Below are 18901 nucleotides of genomic sequence, written 5' to 3'. Positions count from 1 at the left end.
AGGGAGCGTTCAACCCCATGATTGAGATCACCAACGTGTCCAAACGCTACGGTTCGAAAATGGCGGTGGACTCGGTGAGCTTCACTGCCTCTCCGGGACGGGTGACCGGCTTTCTCGGACCCAACGGCGCCGGCAAGTCCACCACCCTGAGGATCCTCCTGGGTCTGGACCGTGCCACATCCGGAACCGCGTTGATCGACGGACAGCCGTATTCCTCCCTCCGGCAGCCGTTACGCACGGTGGGAGCCATGCTCGACGGTGCGGCGGCGGTACCCGAGCGTCGCGCGGTCGATCATCTGCGCTGGATCGCGCAGTCCAACCGCATACCGGTCCAGCGTGTCGGTGAGGTCCTGGAGACCGTTGGACTCTCGGACGCGGCCAAGGTCAGGGTGCGAAAGTACTCCCTCGGTATGAAGCAGCGCTTGGGGCTGGCGGCGGCGCTGCTCGGCGAACCACGGGTGCTGGTCCTCGACGAGCCGGTCAACGGCCTCGACCCGGAGGGCATCCGGACCATTCGCACCTTCCTGCGTGGATACGCCGCCAAGGGCAACACCGTTCTGCTCTCCAGTCACCTGATGAGCGAGACGGAGGAGACCGCGGACGATGTCGTGATCATCAACAAGGGCCGGATCATCACCGGCGGTACGCTGGCGGCCGTCACTGCCGAGCACACCTCGCTGGAAGAGGCGTTCTTCTCACTCACCGGCACCCAGCCCGGGCAGAGTTGGTGATCGGCGTGGTGAGCGTCATCCAGTCGGAACTGACCAAGATCCGAACCCTCCCGAGTGTGTGGGCGGTCACCGGGATCCTGGTCGGGCTGAGCGTCTTCTTCCAGTTCCAGGGGCTCGCCTCGGTGCGGGAGGCGCTGTCCACCCTGGACGCGAACGGCATGCACTGGTGGTACGGCAGGCCCGTCCCCGCAGACCTCGACATCATCTCCTCGATCGGCAGCAGCGTGTTCAATCCGGGGATCTTCTTCCCCGTGCTCGGGGCGGTCATCGCTGGCGCCGAGTACCGGACCGGGCAGCTGGGCCTCAGTGTGCTCGCGGTACCCTCGCGCGTCCGTCTCGTCATCGCCAAGAGCTGCGCCGTCGGTCTCTTCTCCCTGGGGTTCGGTCTCTTCTTCGCCGTACTCACCATGGTCTTCACCTATGTGGGGGTCAGGGACTGGCAACCCGACCTGATCTGGAGACCCGAGGCCCTCGCCTCGATCGCGGGGTCGGTGTTGTTCATCGTCGCCATCACTCTGGTGTCGTTCTCCATCACCCTGGTCACCCGACGTGTCCTCGTCGGTGTCCTCGTGTTGGCGGCGTTCGTGGCTCTGACGATGACACAGGCGCTCGCCGCCCTCGCTCCGGCGCTGGACGCGATGACTCCGTTCAGTGCGGCACGGAACATGCTGTTGCAGAGTGAGGGGTTGGATCTCGCCGGTCCGCCCTTCACCTCGACTCCAGCGGTGGGCGGGATGGTCCTGGTCGTCTGGGTCGTCCTGACCGTGCTCTGCGCGGTGATCGCCGTCCAGAGGAGGGACGCCCGGTGAACCCCACGACCTCGTTTCCACCCATCCGCACGCGGGACGTCGTGTCCGCGGAGATGACCAAGATCCTGAGCCATCCGACCACCCTGGTCGCGCTCGCGATCACCATGGCGGTGAACACGCTCTTCGCCGTGGTGGCCAGCAGTGAGACCGTTCGGTTCGGCTCGGGTGACGACGTCGCGCCGCTGTCCGCCTTCGCTCTGGTGATGTTCGCGCCGATCTACGTGTTCCTTCTCGTGCCCGTGCACGCCATCGGCAGCGAGTACCAGGGCGGACAGTTCCGGATCACCCTGACCGCGGTACCCGCCCGGGGCCGACTCGCGTCCGGCAAGTTCCTGGCCATGGTCGCGGTGGTCGTCGCCGGGGCCGTCGTCGTGCTCGCGCCGGGCCGCGTGGTCCTGGGTCTGTCGGAGGGAGTGGGCGCGGGTCCCCTCGCCATGGACCTGGCCCGCTGGGTCCTCGCCTACACGTTCATGTCAGTCACGGCCTTCGGTCTCGCCGCCGTCCTGCGCGGCACCGTCGCACCACTCTCCACCTTCGTGGTGGTGGCCATCTTCACTGGTGGAGGGTTCCTGCAATGGCCGGAGGGGATCCGTTTCCTGCCCGACCAGGCCAGCATGAGTCTTCTCGGAACGCCGGCCTTCGAGGTCACTGAGATAACACCGGCGGCCGCCGCCCTGACGCTCGGTCTCTGGGCCAGCGTCCTCTCGGCGGCCTACGCCCTCGTACTCCTCAGGCGCGACGCGTGAGCGCCCGAACGGGGGCCACGGTCCCCTGCCGTACACGCGACCAGGTCATCCCCGTCTCGGGCACCCCCAGGGAGAGGACAGATGGTTCGGTACCTGCTCTATGACAACACCTGCTCTCACTGCTCGGACATCGCCACGATGGTCGAGCAGGTCGGGGGCGGCTGGTTGGAGACGCGTAGCCTCCAGGACCCCGGAGTACGGGAGATCCTCGACCGCGCCAAACCCGGTTGGTCGTCACGCCCCATGCTCGTGTCAATCGACGGAGATCGGGTCCGGGTCTCATGGGGCCTGGCGATGGCGATGCGCATGTTCTTCGGCCTCGGCCCTCGACGCACGCTTCGTCTTCTGACATCGGCCGTCTAGGGGGCGCGACCCTGCGAAGGGCACCTGTCACCGGGTCCCGGTCGTAAGCGGATCCGCTCACGATCGGGACCCTCCTGGCGTTCTCAGGTGACGAAGTCCTTCCCAGGACCGCCGCCTAGAGGCGGATGGTCTCGCGATCGGGGTCGGTGATCATCTTCGGGTCGCGGTCGCGGAGCAGCGCCATGATCGGGGCGACCGTGTCGGCCTCCTGGGCGTACTCGCCCTCCTCGGTCTTGAGCCCCACGACCTGGAAGAACAGCACCAGGCCGTTGTCGGTGTCCAGGATGCGCATGTCGGCGTCGGGCACGATCGCGAGCGAGGTCATGTCCCCGTTGGCGCTCTCCCCGCCGAGCGGGGACCGGGTGACGATCCAGTGCCCCACGTCGAGCTGCGCACCGGCCACGTACTGGTCGGCCAGCGCGTGCAGGACGCGGAGGATCCACGCGGGCACCGTCTCGTCGCCGTCCTCACGCGGGATGCGGCAGGTGAACTCGAACCCGGCGCCGGAGACCCGCTTCTCCTCGCTGGTCTTCTCCCCCAGCTCGGTGAGGCCGAAGGTGACCAGCAGCCAGTGGCCCTCCATCGGGTAGGCGAGCACCCCGTTGATCCCCTGCTCGGACTCGCGGGCGGGGAACTGGATGGTCAGCGGGTGCACGTCCGGGTAGTGCTGCGCCCACCCCTCGTAGATCTGGGTGAGTCCGGGCAGCAGTTCCAGCATCGTGTGCTCTCCAGGTTCGTGATCGGTGCACCTCAGAGAATATGCGGCCGGGGATCGGCACCGTCCGGGGACGAGGCCGGGTGCGGCGGCGTGGTGGCTCCGGAGCCGGGATCGCGCACCGCGCCACGAGCACTCCTCAAGCTGCCTGAGGTGCCTACTGTCCGGAGCACACCCCGACTTTCAGCATTCTTGCTCCTTGAGTATCCGCCTCCGAGTGCAATAGTGACTTTTGGTGCATTTCATCTTACGGGCGACGATGGAAAGAATTGTGAGCATGTCCGAAAGCGAAGGAAATAAACTTCTTTTGGGAAATGATGTACACCAGGCCTTGTTTGATGGCACAGTGGTCCTGTTGGCACGCAAACCCAGTTCGTGGGCATATTTCCACGAGACTGCGCGTGTTCCCTGTTTGAAAGAGGAATTTCGTGGCGAACGAGATCAAGTACGGCGACCTCATTCATTTGCAGAACGGGTACAACAACTGGGCAGGCGGATACCTCGACACCAACGGGCATCGCCCGGCTCCCGCCAAGTACGGGGTCTCCACAGCGGACACACCCACGCGAGGCGCCGGTACCGGAACCTGGGAGGTCCTCTCGGCCACGGGCAAGGCCGCCGGGGCGCTGGTGATCAGCGGGGACGTGATCTACCTGCGCAACCTCTACCTGGACGACGGCGGGTACCTGGACACCAACGGGCACGCGTCCAACGCCCAGCAGCAGTCCGGCGGCAGGTATGACGTCTCCACCTCACCGGGCAGGGACCGGGCCGAGGGCACCGGCCGCTGGCGGATCCTGGCCCAGACCTCCAGCCCCCTGGACCAGTCGGTGCGCCTGGGCGACGTGCTGCTGCTGTGGAACCTCTACGCCAACGGCAGCTTCCTGGAGACCAACAGCACCTCCGGCCCCGGCCTGTACGACGTGTGCACCAACGCCTACTTCAACCGGGCGGCTGACGTCACCTACTGGAAGGCCCTGACCGCCCAGGTGTGATCCCTCAGCACCCGCGGTCGCTGCCACGACTCCGGTCGTCGACAGGATCAGGTATCTCCGACACCGCTTGAGAGGACCTTCGCTGACAGCGGGTGCTCTCCGGCCTGAGCCAAGCAGGTATCCAAGAACCCCTGCCGGGTACGCCCGGCAGGGGTTTCCGCAATGGTGTCGGCGGGGACGGAATCTGGACGTGGTGTGGCCTGGTCAGCCTTGTGTCGTCCTCCACAGGCCAGTGCGTCGCGAAGCTCGCCGGAACAAAGCGAGCTCCACGGATAGCTGAGGCGCCTCGGGTGAGAAATCCCCAGTCCCGTACAAAACCCGTGCGGCAGCACTTTCCCGGGCGGCTGTGGGCCCCGAAAGGAGTGCCCCCCGGTGGGATGGAGGCGTCTCATCGTGAAAACAGGGGAACCTGTTTGGGCGTTCGCCAGCCGGACGGGCATCACCACTGCTGTGACTGATCCTGATGACGAAACTGGTGAAGACGGGAAGGTCGAGTCCCCACTGGACGACACACTCCACCACCACCGCAAGTTCTCCAGGTCGGTGAGGGCAGAAGTCTGTGGTGGTGGACCCCCGGGGATTCCGGTACCCGTCACGCTGTGCCCCCGCCCTTGGGGTCAGACCCCGGCGAGCGCACGACCGGTGTCGCGGGCGGCGTCGAGGGCCCTGGTGCGCTCCTGCTCGGCGAGGTCCCTCAGGCCCTCCATCCCCGGAGTGGTGGCGGCCAGGGTGAGCTCGCACTTGATCAGGGTGAGGTCGGCCTGCCAGAGGTCTCCGACGACACGCTCCAGATAGGGCGTGGAGTGGTCCCAGCCCTCGCGGGGGGTGCCGGGACCGTATCCGCCTCCGGCGGTGGTGACCAGCGCGGTGGGGACCCCCTTCAGCACCGGGTTGGTGGCACCGGCACCGGCGATGACCAGGTCGACCCAGGTCTTGAAGTGCTGGGAGACGCCGTAGTTGTACATCGGTACGGCCAGGATCACGGCGTCGGCGCTCTCCAGTTCCCCGGCCAGCCGGGCGGCCAGGGCCAGCGCCTCGTTCTGGGCCGGGGTGCGCTCGGCCTCGGGGGTGGCGGAGCCCACGGTGGCGTGGACCCAGGCGTCGGCGGGCAGCGGGTCGGTCCCCAGGTGGCGGCGGTTCACGACGCCGCCCGGGTGCGCCGTGGCCCACTCGGTCTCGGCGCGGTCCGCGATCTCGGCGCTGGAGGACACGGACGGGAAGATGCTGCCGTCCAGTCGGAACAGGTGCATGATGCCTACTTCTCCCAAGGGTTCGGTGTACCGCTGACCGGACGCGTGCCCGGTGTCGCGGCGTGACGACAGCATAAACGGACTATCCCCCGCTTAGTATTCCCGGGGTAGGTTGGCTCCGTGGATGTGCCAGTGGTCCCCTTCGGAAAACCGCGCCCCGAACGGGCGGACGCGGCCCGCAACCGCGAGCACCTGCTGCGGACGGTCCGCGCGATGATCGTCGAGCTGGGCCCGGAGAACGTGACCATGGACGGCCTCGCCGAGCGTGCCGGGCTGGGCAAGGGAACGGTCTTCCGACGCTTCGGCACGCGTGCGGGCATCTTCCAGGCCGTGATGCACGACGACGAGCTGCGGTTCCAGGAGGCGGTGCTGTACGGCCCGCCGCCGCTGGGGCCCGGGGCCGAACCGAAGGAACGCCTGATCGCCTACGGCCTGGCCCGCTTCGACATGCTCAGGACCAACCACGCGGTCATCCGCGCGGGCCTGGACCGTTCCGCGCTGACCCCCGCCTCCGTGAGCATGACCCCTCCGCACTTCCGGATGCTGCTCCGACAGATCAGGCCGCCCCTCCCCCACCCGGACGGCCTCGCCCTCCAGCTCTCCGCCGCCCTGGAGGGACCGTTCCTGCTGTACCTGGGCACGGACGACCTCTCCGGCCCGTCGGGGGAGGACGGCTGCGACCACCTGGCCGACAGCTGGCGGACCCTCGTCGAGCGCGTCCTCGGCGGCTGAGCCCGCCCCACGGTCGGAGTTCGACCGACCGGGGCCGACCGACCGGGACCCGCCGACCGGGGCGGTCCGCCGTGCACACCCCCTTGCCCCGATGCGGCCGGAGAAAGGGATCCGTCTTTACGCGGAGCGTCGCCCCCGGCGCCTAACGTTCTGTTCCACCCTTCGAAAAGGGACCGTGAACAGGAGCAACGAGTGAACGCCAATCTCGCCCTCGCGGCGGCCGAACCCACGGACGGATTCGTCGGGTGGGTCGTCGGACTCATGGAGGTCCTCGGCGGACCGGGGGTCGGTCTGGCCATCGCGCTGGAGAACCTCTTCCCGCCCATTCCGAGCGAGGCGATCCTGCCGACCGCCGGTTTCGCCGCGTCCCGGGGCGAGCTGGGCCTGGTGGAGGTCCTGCTCTGGGCCACCGTCGGCTCCGTGGTCGGCGCGCTCGCGTTGTACGGTCTCGGCGCCTGGCTCGGGCGGGAACGCTTCAGGGCGGTGGCGAGCCGTGTCCCCCTGGTCAAGCTCAGTGACATCGACCGGACCGAGGACTGGTTCGCACGGCACGGGCCGAAGGCGGTCCTCATCGGGCGGCTCATCCCCGTGTTCCGCAGCTTCATCTCGATCCCGGCCGGGATCGAGCGCATGTCCCTGCCGCTCTTCCTGGGGCTCACCACCCTGGGCAGCGCCGTGTGGAACACCCTCTTCGTCCTGGTCGGGTACCACCTGGGCGAGCAGTGGCACGTGGTGGAGGAGTACGTCAGCGCGGGGTCCAAGGTGGTCCTGGGCCTGGTCGCGGTGGCCTGTGTCTGGTTCGTCGTCGCCCGGGTCCGGGAGCGCCGACGCGCCCGTCGGACGGGCAGCCCGGACGACGAGGAGGACTCCTACTCCCGGCGCTGAGCGTGAGGGGACCCGGTCAGGGGCCCTTGTCCGATCCGGGAGCGGGAGGTAACTTTCCTCCGAGTCAGACATCCACGTTGGAAACCACCGACAGTGACCCGGCCGGTGAGCCCCCTCCCCTCGAACCCGCTCCAGAGGTGGACACGTGAAGACCCCCCGACCGCCGTTCCGACGGCGTGCCCTGACCACCCTCACCGCCCTGGCCGCCGCCGCGCTGCTCTGCGCCCCGCAGACCGCCCTGGCCGCGCCCGACGACACCGTCGAGTTCGTCCCCACACCGGCCGACACCCCCGCCGAACGCGCCGAGGCGGACCGGGAGGCGGTGGAGGAGAAGCTGGCCAACACCGCGATCCCGCCCGGACCGCTGAGCTTCGGCGCCGAACCCCTCGCGGCCGCCCGGAACGCCGCCGAGGGCGCCGCCGCCGGCGCCTCCTGCGCGATCACGGCGGAGTCCGCCACCGCCCTGGCGCTGGCCCCCGTCTGGCCCGAGGTCTCCGCGAGCTCGTCCCTGCCGCCCTCACCGATGACCCTGTCGAGGTACGACAACCAGTCCGGCCTGTACGACCCGGCCGGTCGCGACGGCCTGTTCTTCAACCCGGGCGTCGGCCTGTGGCAGATGGACTCCGCCGGGCTCGGGACCAACAACACGGCGGGCGAGGCGATCGACTCCGTGTGGGTCTCCGACTTCGTGGTGCCCTACATCGTGGACAAGTACTGCGCGGCCATCAACCGGGGCTCCGCGGCGCCCGCCGCGCGTGCCACCGCGTGGGCGGACTGGAACGCCTGCTCCGGCGGGGACTGTGACACCGTGTACTGGCGGGCGGTGAACACCGGGATCACGTCCGACCCGAGTGTGGGCCGCCACGGCGGGGCACAGCCGCGCACCTGCGAGTTCGAGGGCGCCTCGTACGACTGCCTGTTCGTGGACGTCGCCGACGCCCAGGGCGCCGACTGGTGGACCCGGCCGGAGAGCGGCCGCTCTCCGGTGCCGTCACCGTTCTACGTGTTCAGGGCCGGTTCGGGCGACAGCCTCCGCGAGGTGCGCGTGTGGCTCGCGGCGGACTCCGGGCACGGGGTGGACGTGACCGTCACCCGTCCGTTCGGCGGCAACGCGCGGGACTCGCTCTCCTGGACCGACGGTCCGGCTCTGTGCGACACGACCGCCGGGCGCGGCTCCTGCTGATCACTTTGCGTGTCGAATGAACGAGGGCTCTGGTTCCCCGTGGAACCAGAGCCCTTTCTCCTTTCCGGTGTTCCCGCCGTGAAGCGCAGAAGAACCGGCAGCCACACCAGGGAAAAGGATCAATACAACCTCTATCTACCGCTCTGGCCGCATGTTACTTTCTTTCCTCCCGGGGGACCCGCCAGGAAGATTCAAAACGAAGAGGCCACACAATGCCCCATTCGACGGCACCCGAGATCGACCTGCCCGAGCTGGACTTCGACGACATGGAGGTGATGAGCGTCCGCGAGGCGGTCGCCGTCCCGGAGACCGGGGCCACCAGCGGTTCCAGCTCCTGCACCTCCACCTCGTGCTGCGGCTCCAGCAGCTGCTGCTCCGGCGGCTCCTGCGGCTGACGGAGTACTCCGGGACGGCCCCGTCACCGGAACGCGCGTGACCGCGTTACCCAAGCGTGAATTCGGCAGGGGCAGGCTCCAACGTTTCACGTCAACATCCCCCTCACATCAGAAGAAGGTGTCCGATGGCGTCGCAGGAAACCCCCACGATCGACCTGCCCGACCTCAACTTCGACGACATGGAGGTGATGAGCGTCCGCGAGGCGGTCGCCGTCCCGGAGACCGGGGCCACCAGTGGCTCCAGCTCCTGCACCTCCACCTCGTGCTGCGGCTCCAGCAGCTGCTGCTCCTCGGGTTCGTGCGGCTGACCCCCTGAACCGGGGCGGCCCTCTCGCCGGGGCCGCCCCTCCCCCGCCCCCGAACCCCCCAGAAGAAGCACGACGAGGGCCGCACGTGTACGCGATCGACGCCACGGACATCACCAAGGACTACGGGAAGGGAGAGGTGCTCCACGGCATCTCCTACCAAGTGCCCGCCGGACAGATCGCCGCGCTGCTCGGCCCCAACGGGGCGGGCAAGACGACGCTGATCGAGATCCTGGAGGGGCACCGGGGACGCACCTCGGGCCGGGTGGAGGTGCTCGGCCTCGACCCCGGGAACCGCCGTGACTTCGCCCGGCTCCGCACACGCATGAGCGTGGTTCTGCAACAGACCATGCTGGAACCGGGGCTGTCGGTCCGCGACATCCTGCGCCGCCACGCCTCCTACTACCCGGACCCGCTCGACGTGGACGACGCCCTCGCCCAGGTGGAACTCACGGAGAAGCGGTCCGCCCTGGTCAAGTCACTCTCCGACGGCCAGCGCCGCCGTCTCGACCTCGCCCTCGCGCTGACCGGCCGCCCCGAACTGCTCTTCCTCGACGAACCCACCACGGGGCTGGACCCCGTCTCGCGCCGCCGCATCCGCGGGCTGGTGGCGGGGTTGCGTGAGAGCGGCACGACCGTGGTGCTGACCTCCCACGACCTCACCGAGGTCCAGGAGCTCGCGGACCGCGTGGACGTCATCCGCGACGGTTCCTTCATAGCCTCCGGCAGCCCCGACGACCTCGTCCGGGGCTCGGCGGCGTACACGGTGGTGGAGTTCGCCCGCCCCGAGGGGACGGACGACCGCCTGCCCGAGGGGGCCGAGCTGGTCAACGGCAGGGTGCGCATCCTGACCGACGACCAGGACGCGGTGGTGGAGCGGGTGCAGGCCTGGGCCCGGGACGAGGGGACGCGGATCAGCGGCCTCACGATCGTGCCGCCCAGCCTGGACGACGCGTACGTGGCGATGTTGGAGAACGGCGTGCTGGAAGCGGAGAAGAGCGAATGAGCGTCACGGGAACCGAACGCGCGCGGAGCACCCGCCGCCCGTCCTCCTTCTGGCTGCACGTGGACGGCGAGCTCAAGGAGTTCTGGCGCTCGCCCATCACCCTGGCGTTCATCGTGCTCATGCCGGTGATGTTCTACGTGGGCTTCGGGCTGGCCTTCCGCTCCCAGGCGGACGAGATCCGGCTCGTGGGCGAACACGAGGTCACCCAGGCCAACCTGAGCTTCGGCGGCATCCTCGGCTTCGCGCTGATGTCCGTGGCCTTCGCCAACGTCGCCATCGGACTGGCGATCCGCCGTCACCACGGGCTGTTCAAGCGCTTCCGCACCACCCCGGTCAGCCCGGCCACGGTGATGGGCGCCTACCTGGTGAACACGCTGCTCACCGCCGTGATCGTGCTGGGTGTGGTGACCGCGATCGGCCTACTCGGCATGGGCGTGACCATCGACCCGGCGCGTCTCCCCCAACTGCTGGCCGCACTGCTGCTCGGCTTCCTGTGCATGGCCCCGCTGGGCGCCGCCGCCTCCCTGCTGCCGCCGAACGCCGACGCCGCCGTACCCATGGTGAACGGCATCTTCTTCCCGACCGCCTTCCTCGCGGGCGGGTTCGTCGTCCTCCCGCTGGGCGACACCGTGGGCGCCGTCGTCGACCTGCTTCCGGGCCGACCGCTGACCCTCCTCGTCCAGGGCGCCCTGTCCGAGTCCGGTCCCGTGTGGGACTGGTCCGCGGTGGCGCTGCTGCTGGCGTGGTCGCTGCTGGGCACCGTGGCCGCGCTGCGCTGGTTCCGGTGGGCCTCCGAGCGGGAGCCGCGCGGGTTCGGTTCGTCCAAGCGCAAGGAGAAGGACGAGGTCACGGCACCGGAGGGGACCGGGGCTTGAACACTCCCGACGCACCCTCACGGTCCTTCGAGGTCGTGGAGGGTCCCTACCTGGTCTCCAGGGTCAACCCCCACCCCCACCGGCAGCTGCGCGGCGCGGCCCCGACCGCGCCCCTGCTGCGCTCCCTCGCCCGGCTCGAACGCGAACGCGAGGAGCTGCGCGAACGACTGCTGGAGGCCCTGCACCGGGCCGCGCCCGAGCTGGGCGCCCACCGGAGCGCGGCGCTGGCCGCCAAGCGCGCCGTGTTCAACCGCCGCCCTCCCCGGGAGGACCTGTACGACCACCCCGTCACCCGTGAGGTCCCCCTCCTGGGCGCGTGGGCGGACCTCTGGCGGGAGACGCGTGCCGCGGCCGCCCTGGTCGACGCCGAACACGAGCCCGCGCTCACGGCCGAGCGCGCGGCCCTGACCGCGTGGGCCCGCGACCCCGGGGTGGACCGGGCCACCGCGCTGTCCAGCCCGGACCTGCACCGGGCGGTGGCCGCCCGCGCCGCCAGGGACGGCGCCCCCGACAAGCGGATGCGCAAGGCCGAGGCCGCCCTGGTCCGGTACTTCTCGCGCTCCACGGTCAAGGTCAGCCCGTACTCGCTGTACACCGCCGTGCACTTCTCCCCCCTGGAGGCCGAGGAGGCCGGGGCCTCGGAGGAGGCCGACCGACCCCTGACCCTCACCTCGCACGCCGCGCTCCGCCGCCTGCTCCCCCGGCAGGCGGCGCGGGCCCTGGCCGCCGACCCCGAGGCGCGTCTGGGCCTGGAGTGGGTGCTCACCGGCGGGGCCCGGCGCGAGGTGACCGACCAGGGAGAACGCCTGGTCGTGCGCCGCCGCCGGTGGGCGCCGCCCTCCCCCGGGCTGCGCGCGGAGGCCTTCGGTGAGGAGGAGGTCCGGCTGCCCATGACCGGGAGCTGGGACCGCCTCGTCACCGTCCTGGAGAAGCGCGCGGCCGCACCGGCGCGGTTGGCCGCGCTGCGCGACGCGGTCGCCGCCGACCTCGGCTGCGGCGCGGACCGGGCGCTGGGCGTGCTGGACCAGCTCATCGGGGTGGGCGTCCTGGTGCCGTGGTCGCCCGTGCCCGAGCAGTCCCCCGACTTCACGCGGCACTGGCACCGGCTGGCCCGCTCCCTGCCCGGCGAGGCGGCGGCACGGGTCGCGACCGCCTTCGCGGAGACCGAGACGGTGCTGGCCGGGTTCGCTGACTCCGACGGGGCCGGTCGCGCCGGTGACGTGCTGAGGCTGCAACACCTGTGGTCGGCGGCGGTCGGGGTGGAGGGCTCGGCCACCTCACCCGTGGTGGAGGACTGCCTGGTCTCCCGGGGCGTCCCCGTGGAACGGGAGCGCACCCGCACGTGGTCGGCCGACCTCGGACGACTCATGCCGCTGCTGTTCGCCCTGGACGACCAGCGGGTGCTCTCGGGCGCCCTGGAGCAGGTGTTCGTGTCCCGCTACGGCCGGGGCGGGCGCTGCTCCGACCTGGAGGGGTTCGCCCAGCACGCGCGGGCGGCCTTCCCCCTGACCCAGGAGCTCATGGGCGGTGACCCCGCCGCCCTGGCCGGGGCCGACCCGGAGCTCACCCGGGTGCTGGCCGCGCGTCGGCGCGCGGTGGACCACCTGGTGGAACTCGGCCGCTCCGGCGGGGACCGGGTGGAGGTGGACCCGGCGGTGGTGGACGAGGTCGCGGCGATGCTGCCGGACCGGGAGTTCGCCGCCCGGCGCTCCTTCGCGGTGTTCGGCCAGGCCGTCCCGGACGGGCTGGTGGTCAACCACCTCTACGGCGGCCGGGCCCGCTACTTCAGCCGGTTCCTCGGTCACCTGCCGGAGGAGGTCCGGGACCGGGTCGCGGACCACGTGCGGCGGCTGGGCCCGGCGGAGGCCGACACCGTGCACATGCGGTCGGCGCTGGGGTTCAACGCGAACCTGTCACCGGCGCTGGCCGACGAGGAACTGGCGCTGCGCGACGAACCCACCCTGGTGCCCGGCCCCTCCACCCTGGACCTCACCCTGGTGCACACCCCGCACGGGCTGCGCCTGGTCCGGGACGGCGGGCGCGAGATCGACCCCGTCTACACCGGATTCCTCGTGCCGCACGCGCTGCCCTACGACGAGATGCTCGTGGCGATGGTCGCGGACTCGCCGTTCTTCTCCTTCGCTGACCTCACCATCGACCTCCACGACCGCTGGACCCGGCGCGGGTTCCGGGGCGGGACACCCCGGATCGGGTTCGGTGCGCTCACCCTGTTCCGCCGCAGGTGGGGCATGGACACCGCCGACCTCTCCCCCCGGCCGGAGGAGTCCCCCGCCCGACTGCACCGACGGCTGAACGTGGACCGCGAGCTCCGGGGCATCCCCGAGCAGGTGTTCGTCCGCCCGCTCCAGGGGGGCAGGCTCGGTCCGCTGGAACGCGCCATGGCACCCAAGCCCCAGCACGTGGACTTCCTGAGCAGGCTGCACACCGGCACCGCCGCCAAACGCCTGGCCCACCTGGGCCCGGCGCTCCTGGTGGAGGAGATGTTCCCCGGCCCGGACCACCTCCGTGTGCACGGCCCGGCCGGTGCGCACGCCAGCGAGCTGTTCCTCGAACTCTCCACGGTGCCGCGCGCGGCGGGCACCGCCCCCGCTCCCCCTTCCCATCCCCCAGGCGAAGCGAGGCTGACCCCTTGACCGTCGGACTCAGAGTCAACTACCACGACAGCGACAAGAGCGCCCTGCTCGGAGACTGTCTCGTACCCGCCGCGCGCACGGCCGCCGCCCGTGAGGGCGTCACCGCCGCGTGGCTGCACCTGCACTGGCGGCTCGGCCCGCACTGCGTGCTCTACGCGGACGGCGACCCGGCGGCGGTGGAGGCAGCCCTGGCCCAGGCCGAGGAGGGGGTCCGCGCCTTCCTGGGCCGCCAGCCCTCGCGGCGAAGGCTGGACCCCGTCCAGTACGAGGCGTTCTCCCAGCGCATGGGACGGCTGGAGCTGGTGGAGGGCCCCTACGCGCCGATCGAGCCGGACAACGGCACGCGGCGCCTGGCGGGCGACCCGGTGGACACGTTCCTGCGCGGCCCCGAGGCGGTCGCGCTCAAGGGGCGGGTCCTCACCGACGGCCTCTCCCGTGTGGCCGACCAGGCGGGCGGGCGCGGCGGCGAACGGGCGGTCTCCGCCAACGTCTTCGCCGGGATGGGCGCGATCGCGACGCGCTACCCCGAGTGGGGCCTGCGCTCCGGCTACCAGGCCTTCCTGTCGCACTGGAAGGAGTACTTCCACTGGTCCGACCCGCAGGGGGCGGCGCAGGAACGGCTGGCCACCGCCTACCGGCGGCAGCGCGAGGGACTCGTGGCGTCCCTGCGCGCGGTCCACGAGCGCGACGGCGCGGACCCGTACGCGCTGGCCTGGGGCGAGTGGGCCGACCGGTGGCTGCCCGAGGCGGTCGCGCTGGCCCGCCGGGACCACATCCTGCCGTTCCCGCATCCGGAGCGGCAGGAGCAGGCGGCGAAGTTCGGTGACGACGTGCGGGTGCGCTGGAGCGGTTCCGACGACCGTTCGTACAGCGACTTCCACCGGGAGTTCCGCAAGCTCGACTTCACCCGGCTCGGAGACGGGTACGGGTTCGCGGCCTTCCGGTTCCTCATCAACTGCTTCTTCGACCTGCTGCCGCTGATGGGGGTCGCCCCCGTCCAGCGCTACTCGGTGGCGTACCTGTTCACCGAGGCCGCGCAGGAGGTGGTGGGCGAGGGCTGGGAGGAGACCGTCCGCCGGGTCGTCGACCACCAGAGCGCGGACCCGGCGCTGCGGCCGACCCTTCCGTGGGTGGGCGATGCCTGACACCACCGCGACCACCCCGGCGGCGCGGCTCAAGAGCGCCGTCCGCGCCCGATCGCTCGCGTCGGAGGGGGTGGCGCTCAGCATGGGCGCCACCGCCGTCGTCGTCCGGGGCTCCCGGGCCGACACCGTGTGGCGGGCCCTGGAACCCGCCCTCCGCGCCGGATTCCACCGCTCCGACCTGCTGGAACGCTTCCCCGAGGCGGGGCGGCCGTTCCTGGCGGGCATCCTCGACCAGTTGGAGGAGCACCGGTTCCTCCGCGACCTCGAACCCGAACCCGCCTCCCTCACGGAGGCCGAACGGGCCGCCTACCCGCACCTGGAGTCGGTGACCCACCGGCCGTACGCCGCACTGGCCGCGCTGCGCACGAGTGCGGTCCGGGTCCGCTCCTCGTGCCCGCTGTTGGAGGCGGCGGTACGGCGGGCGCTGGCCCGCGCGGGGTTCGGGGAGGTGCACGCGGACACCGGGCCGATGCCCGAGGCACCGGTCCTGCTGACTGCCCGGCTCTCCCCGAACGGGGGAGCGGCCGAGGCCGAACACGTCGTCGCCGCTGGTGACGGCCTCTGGCTGACCGGGCCGCGCGACCGTCCGGGCACCCCGGACCTGTCGGGGCGGTTGCGCGCCTGGTTCGCCGGAAGGGAGGGCGATCCGGACCACCGGGAACCGGACGCCGCCGCGCTGGGGGTGACCCGGAGCCTGGTCGCCGCCCAGCTGGCCCTGGCCCTGGTGGCCCAGGTGGCGCGCGGGGTGTCCGCCCCCGGGGTGACCTCGGCGCCGGGACCGGGCCCCGAGTTCATGGTGACCACCGACGAGCTGGTCAGCGAGCCCCACACCCTGCTCGTCACGGAACCGCTGGACCCGCGCGTTCGCCTGCCGCTGCCGGAGACGGCGCCCGAGGGGTTCGCACCAGCCGAGCCGCTGGAGGTCCCCGACCGCCTGGACGCCGTGACGCACCTGTGGGACCGCGTGTTCGGTCCGGTCGCCCCACCCGCACCTGGGAACCTGTCCCAGCTGCCGGTCGGCCTGGCCAGGTCGGGGAGGCACGCGGGACACGGGCTGACCACCGCGCTCGCTCGGGAGAGCGCCCTGGTCAACGCTCTGAACGAGGTCGCGTGGGACACCCGCGGAACCACCGGTCCCACTGATGGTGGAACCGACCCCCGGACCACGAGCGGGACCACGGGAACGACCGATGGGACGACCGCGACGGGCTCCGCGGCGGGCGGTACGGGACACCGTGCTGGCGGGGTCGAACACCGGGCCGGACTCGGGTCGACCGCCGTGCCCGACCACGAGAACGCCCTGCACGAGGTGTGGGAGGAGTCAGGACCGGGTGGACCCGGGGCACACGCCGGGGACGCACTCGGACGGGAGACCCCGGGAGCACGCGCGGGGCTCGCTGACGCGCCCGACGCGGGTGGCCGTCCCGAGGCGGGCCGCGCGGACGCGGGCCGCCCACCCGGGGGTCCGGCATCCACCTGCGGACTCGGGACCGGGCTGACCCAGGCCGCGGCGATCGGCGCGGCCGTGGGCGACCTCGTCCTCCGCGAACCCGACGCCCGCTGGAAGGACGTGGACACCCCGTCCCCCTCCCCGACCGCCCGCCGACTCTGGGCCGCGCTCACCCTGCGGTTCGGGGTCGCGGCCGAGCTCACCCTCCAGGAGCTGGACGGCACCGGTGTGTGGCGGGCCCGTGTGGCCTCGGACGGAGGGCCGCTGGGCACGGGCGCCGCGCCCGACCCCTCCACCTGCGTGGAGGAGGCACTCCTCCACGCGGTCGCGCGCGTGCGGTTGGCCGACGAGGCCCCCGACGCGGTCCTTCCGCCCGCCGCCACCGGCACACCGGCGCTGGCGCGGTGGGCCCTGGAGACCGGTGCCGTGCGGGTGGAGGCGCCCGGCGGCGCCGACACCTGGCGCGACCTCGGGGTGCACTCGGCGGTGGCCGCGTGGACCTGACCCCCGACCTCGACGGCCTCTCCCCCGTCGGTGCCACCCTCGACCGGCCGCACACCGTGCGCGTCGGCAGCGGGCTCCTGCACTCCGCGATGAGCGGTGCCCTGGCCGTCCTCGGCCCGTGGACCCCGGACGGGGCCACGGGCTGCGCGCGGTGCGCCGGACTCTGGCGCTCGGACGTGGAGGGCGAACCGGACACCTCCCCGCCGCCTCCGGACGACCTCCTCACGCTGTGGGCCGACGCGTTCGCCGCGCTGACCGCCACCACCGACCCGGTCGACCTGCGCCTTCGCATGGTCGTGCTGGACTGCCGCACCGGGGAGGTGACCCGGCACGGCCTCGTCCCCCACCCCTCCTGCGGACACTGCTTCCCGGACGGTCACGGCCTCGGGGTCACGGAGCCGGGCGACACCCTCGACCTCACCGATCCGCTGCCCGCCGTGGGCGACGCCCTGCGCACCCGCGCCATGGACCGCGACGTCCTCCGCGACCGGCTGCTGGACTTCCGGTTCGGTCCCGTCGCGCACGTCTACCGCGACGAGGAGTCCCCCCTGGCCCTCATGACCTGCGAGACCGTCGCACCCGGGCACGCGTCCCGCGAGGGCGGGTACGGGCGCTCCACCCGCTTCACCGCCAGCGAGGTCCCCGCCTTCCTCGAAGGGGTGGAACGGGTGACCGGCGGGCGGCGGCTGAACGGCGCCGCCACCGTCCACGGCTCCTACGCGGCCGTCGCCGACGACGCCGTCGACCCCGCCCGCCTGGGCCAGCACGAACCCGAGTGGTACGGACACCCCACGTTCGCACCCGTGCCCTACACCCCCCGCACCCCCACCACCTGGGTGTGGGGCTGGTCCACCCGCGAGCGGCGCCGGGTCCTGGTCCCCGAACACGTCGCGTACTGGCACGCGGGCCGCCCCGAGGAGCGGTTCCTCTACGAGTCGTCCAACGGCTGCGCCGTGGGCGGGACGTTCGCGGAGGCCGTCCTGTACGGGTTGTTCGAGGTGGTGGAGCGGGACGCGTTCCTGCTCGCCTGGTACTCGCGCACCCGGCTGCGGCTGATCGAGGGGGCCGACGACCCCGACCTCGCGCACCTCAGGGACCTGCTGACCGAGCGCGGCCTCACCCTGCGCCTGTTCGACCTCACCTCCGACCTGGGGATACCGACCGTCCTGGCGACGGTCACCGCCCCGGAGGAGGCGGTCCGCGAGGGACGCGCGCCCGCGCTCAGCCTGGCCACCGGCACCCACCTCGACCCGCGCCGCGCGCTCATGGCGGCGGTGGAGGAGACGGCGACCAACGCGCTGATGTACCCGAAGTGGGTGCGGATGCGCCCGTCCGTGTCGGTGGAGCGGTGTCGGCCCATGCTCGACGACCCCACCCTCGTCCGCACCCTGGAGGACCACACCGGCCTGCACGGACTGTGGGAGGCCCGCCCGATGTGGGAGTTCCTGGAACACCCCGGCGGGAGCGTGCCCCTGGACCGGCTCACCGCCGGGCGGTCCCCCTCGTTCGCCGGAACCGACCTCGCCTCGGTGCTGCGCGACCGCCTCGCGGCAGTGCACGGGCTCGGCCTGGACGTGGTGGTCGTGGACCAGAGCAGCGCCCCGTACACGGCGGCCTCCGGCACCCGGGCGGTCAAGGTGATCGTGCCCGGGGCCCTGCCGATGACCTTCGGCCACACCCACCGCCGGACCCGCTCCCTGGAGCGGCTGACCCGGGCGTCCGCGCTGTTCGAGGGAGGGGTTCCATGGGAAGCGCCCGGCAGGACGTACCCGGTTCCGCACCCGTTCCCCTGAGGGACGGGTACGAGGACGCGCTCGCGCACTTCCACGCGCAGTCCCATGACAAGGACGTCTCCCAGGTCGAGACGCTGTTCTTCGGGGACGGGCCGTCGAACGGGCTGGCCCGGCCGGTCCCCGGGCAGCTGCGCCCTCCGACACCCGCGCTGGGGCCGCTGCGCGACCTCGACGCCGCCGCGACCGCGCTCGGCGGCGGCTGGTCGTCCGCGCAGCGTCTGCTCGCCGCGTGCGTGGAGGCCGTCCGGGTCCGCCGGATCTCGGCCGCCGACCGGTATCCGGTGCACCGGGCCTACCCCTCCCCCCGGGGCCTGTTCGGGGCCGACCTCTTCCTCGTGGCGCCGGGAGGTCCCACCACGCACGGA

Annotated in this window: 17 protein-coding genes; 15 read left to right on the top strand and 2 right to left on the bottom strand. The window is 71.7% G+C overall.

The window, feature by feature from the left end; all coding sequences use genetic code 11:
* The first annotated feature begins 17 nt into the window (after positions 1-17).
* The 3 genes from AC0VYL_RS01545 to AC0VYL_RS01535 are packed head-to-tail and all read left to right on the top strand — an operon-like array spanning position 18 to position 2286.
* Complete coding sequence (locus AC0VYL_RS01545; protein ID WP_475482096.1) at positions 18-731, top strand: ABC transporter ATP-binding protein; 714 nt, start codon at positions 18-20, stop codon at positions 729-731.
* An 8-nt stretch (positions 732-739) separates the two neighbouring features.
* The gene (locus AC0VYL_RS01540) at positions 740-1540 is read left to right on the top strand and encodes an ABC transporter permease (RefSeq protein WP_475482095.1); all 801 of its coding nucleotides are present in this window, start codon (positions 740-742) and stop codon (positions 1538-1540) included.
* A gap of 53 nt (positions 1541-1593) precedes the next feature.
* The gene (locus tag AC0VYL_RS01535) at positions 1594-2286 is read left to right on the top strand and encodes an ABC transporter (protein WP_475482094.1); all 693 of its coding nucleotides are present in this window, start codon (positions 1594-1596) and stop codon (positions 2284-2286) included.
* A 478-nt stretch (positions 2287-2764) separates the two neighbouring features.
* On the opposite strand, the gene AC0VYL_RS01530 is transcribed toward AC0VYL_RS01535, so the two are convergent.
* A complete protein-coding gene (locus tag AC0VYL_RS01530; RefSeq protein ID WP_475482093.1) occupies positions 2765-3367 on the bottom strand; it encodes a suppressor of fused domain protein in 603 nt (200 codons plus the stop codon).
* 425 nt (positions 3368-3792) lie between these two features.
* On the opposite strand from AC0VYL_RS01530, the gene AC0VYL_RS01525 reads away from it, so the two are divergent.
* Positions 3793-4359, top strand: a complete 567-nt coding sequence (locus AC0VYL_RS01525) for a hypothetical protein (protein ID WP_475458315.1) — start codon at positions 3793-3795, stop codon at positions 4357-4359.
* 617 nt (positions 4360-4976) lie between these two features.
* On the opposite strand, the gene AC0VYL_RS01520 is transcribed toward AC0VYL_RS01525, so the two are convergent.
* Complete coding sequence (locus tag AC0VYL_RS01520) at positions 4977-5609, bottom strand: FMN-dependent NADH-azoreductase (RefSeq protein WP_475458313.1); 633 nt, start codon at positions 5607-5609, stop codon at positions 4977-4979.
* 120 nt (positions 5610-5729) lie between these two features.
* Between AC0VYL_RS01520 and AC0VYL_RS01515 the strand changes: the two genes are divergently transcribed.
* From AC0VYL_RS01515 to AC0VYL_RS01465, 11 genes are all read left to right on the top strand, one after another.
* On the top strand, positions 5730-6341 hold the full coding sequence (locus AC0VYL_RS01515) for a TetR/AcrR family transcriptional regulator (RefSeq protein WP_475458310.1): 612 nt from the start codon (positions 5730-5732) through the stop codon (positions 6339-6341).
* Between the two features lie 261 nt (positions 6342-6602).
* A complete protein-coding gene (locus AC0VYL_RS01510) occupies positions 6603-7226 on the top strand; it encodes a DedA family protein (protein ID WP_475483447.1) in 624 nt (207 codons plus the stop codon).
* A gap of 145 nt (positions 7227-7371) precedes the next feature.
* On the top strand, positions 7372-8409 hold the full coding sequence (locus AC0VYL_RS01505) for a hypothetical protein (RefSeq protein WP_475482092.1): 1038 nt from the start codon (positions 7372-7374) through the stop codon (positions 8407-8409).
* 212 nt (positions 8410-8621) lie between these two features.
* Entirely contained in the window at positions 8622-8804 is a 183-nt protein-coding gene (locus AC0VYL_RS01500; RefSeq protein ID WP_378738228.1) for a thiazolylpeptide-type bacteriocin, read from the top strand.
* Positions 8805-8929: 125 nt separating this feature from the next.
* Positions 8930-9112, top strand: coding sequence for a thiazolylpeptide-type bacteriocin (locus AC0VYL_RS01495; RefSeq protein WP_378738231.1), 183 nt, complete (start codon positions 8930-8932; stop codon positions 9110-9112).
* Between the two features lie 85 nt (positions 9113-9197).
* On the top strand, positions 9198-10115 hold the full coding sequence (locus AC0VYL_RS01490) for an ABC transporter ATP-binding protein (RefSeq protein WP_475458302.1): 918 nt from the start codon (positions 9198-9200) through the stop codon (positions 10113-10115).
* Positions 10112-10990, top strand: coding sequence for an ABC transporter permease (locus AC0VYL_RS01485; protein WP_475458300.1), 879 nt, complete (start codon positions 10112-10114; stop codon positions 10988-10990). Before AC0VYL_RS01490 ends, AC0VYL_RS01485 begins: the two co-directional genes overlap by 4 nt.
* A complete protein-coding gene (locus tag AC0VYL_RS01480) occupies positions 10987-13644 on the top strand; it encodes a lantibiotic dehydratase (protein ID WP_475482091.1) in 2658 nt (885 codons plus the stop codon). Before AC0VYL_RS01485 ends, AC0VYL_RS01480 begins: the two co-directional genes overlap by 4 nt.
* Positions 13641-14789, top strand: coding sequence for a hypothetical protein (locus AC0VYL_RS01475; protein WP_475482090.1), 1149 nt, complete (start codon positions 13641-13643; stop codon positions 14787-14789). The genes AC0VYL_RS01480 and AC0VYL_RS01475 overlap by 4 nt, the downstream gene beginning before the upstream one ends.
* On the top strand, positions 14782-16743 hold the full coding sequence (locus tag AC0VYL_RS01470; protein ID WP_475482089.1) for a hypothetical protein: 1962 nt from the start codon (positions 14782-14784) through the stop codon (positions 16741-16743). Before AC0VYL_RS01475 ends, AC0VYL_RS01470 begins: the two co-directional genes overlap by 8 nt.
* Positions 16734-18536: a YcaO-like family protein gene (locus AC0VYL_RS01465; protein WP_475482088.1), complete on the top strand. Its 1803-nt coding sequence runs from the start codon at positions 16734-16736 to the stop codon at positions 18534-18536. The genes AC0VYL_RS01470 and AC0VYL_RS01465 overlap by 10 nt, the downstream gene beginning before the upstream one ends.
* Positions 18537-18901: the final 365 nt, after the last annotated feature.

The sequence above is a fragment of the Nocardiopsis sp. iso_238 genome, from assembly GCF_056173325.1.
Note: the sequence above shows the minus strand (reverse complement) of the source record. Positions and strands in the feature narration are given on the sequence as shown.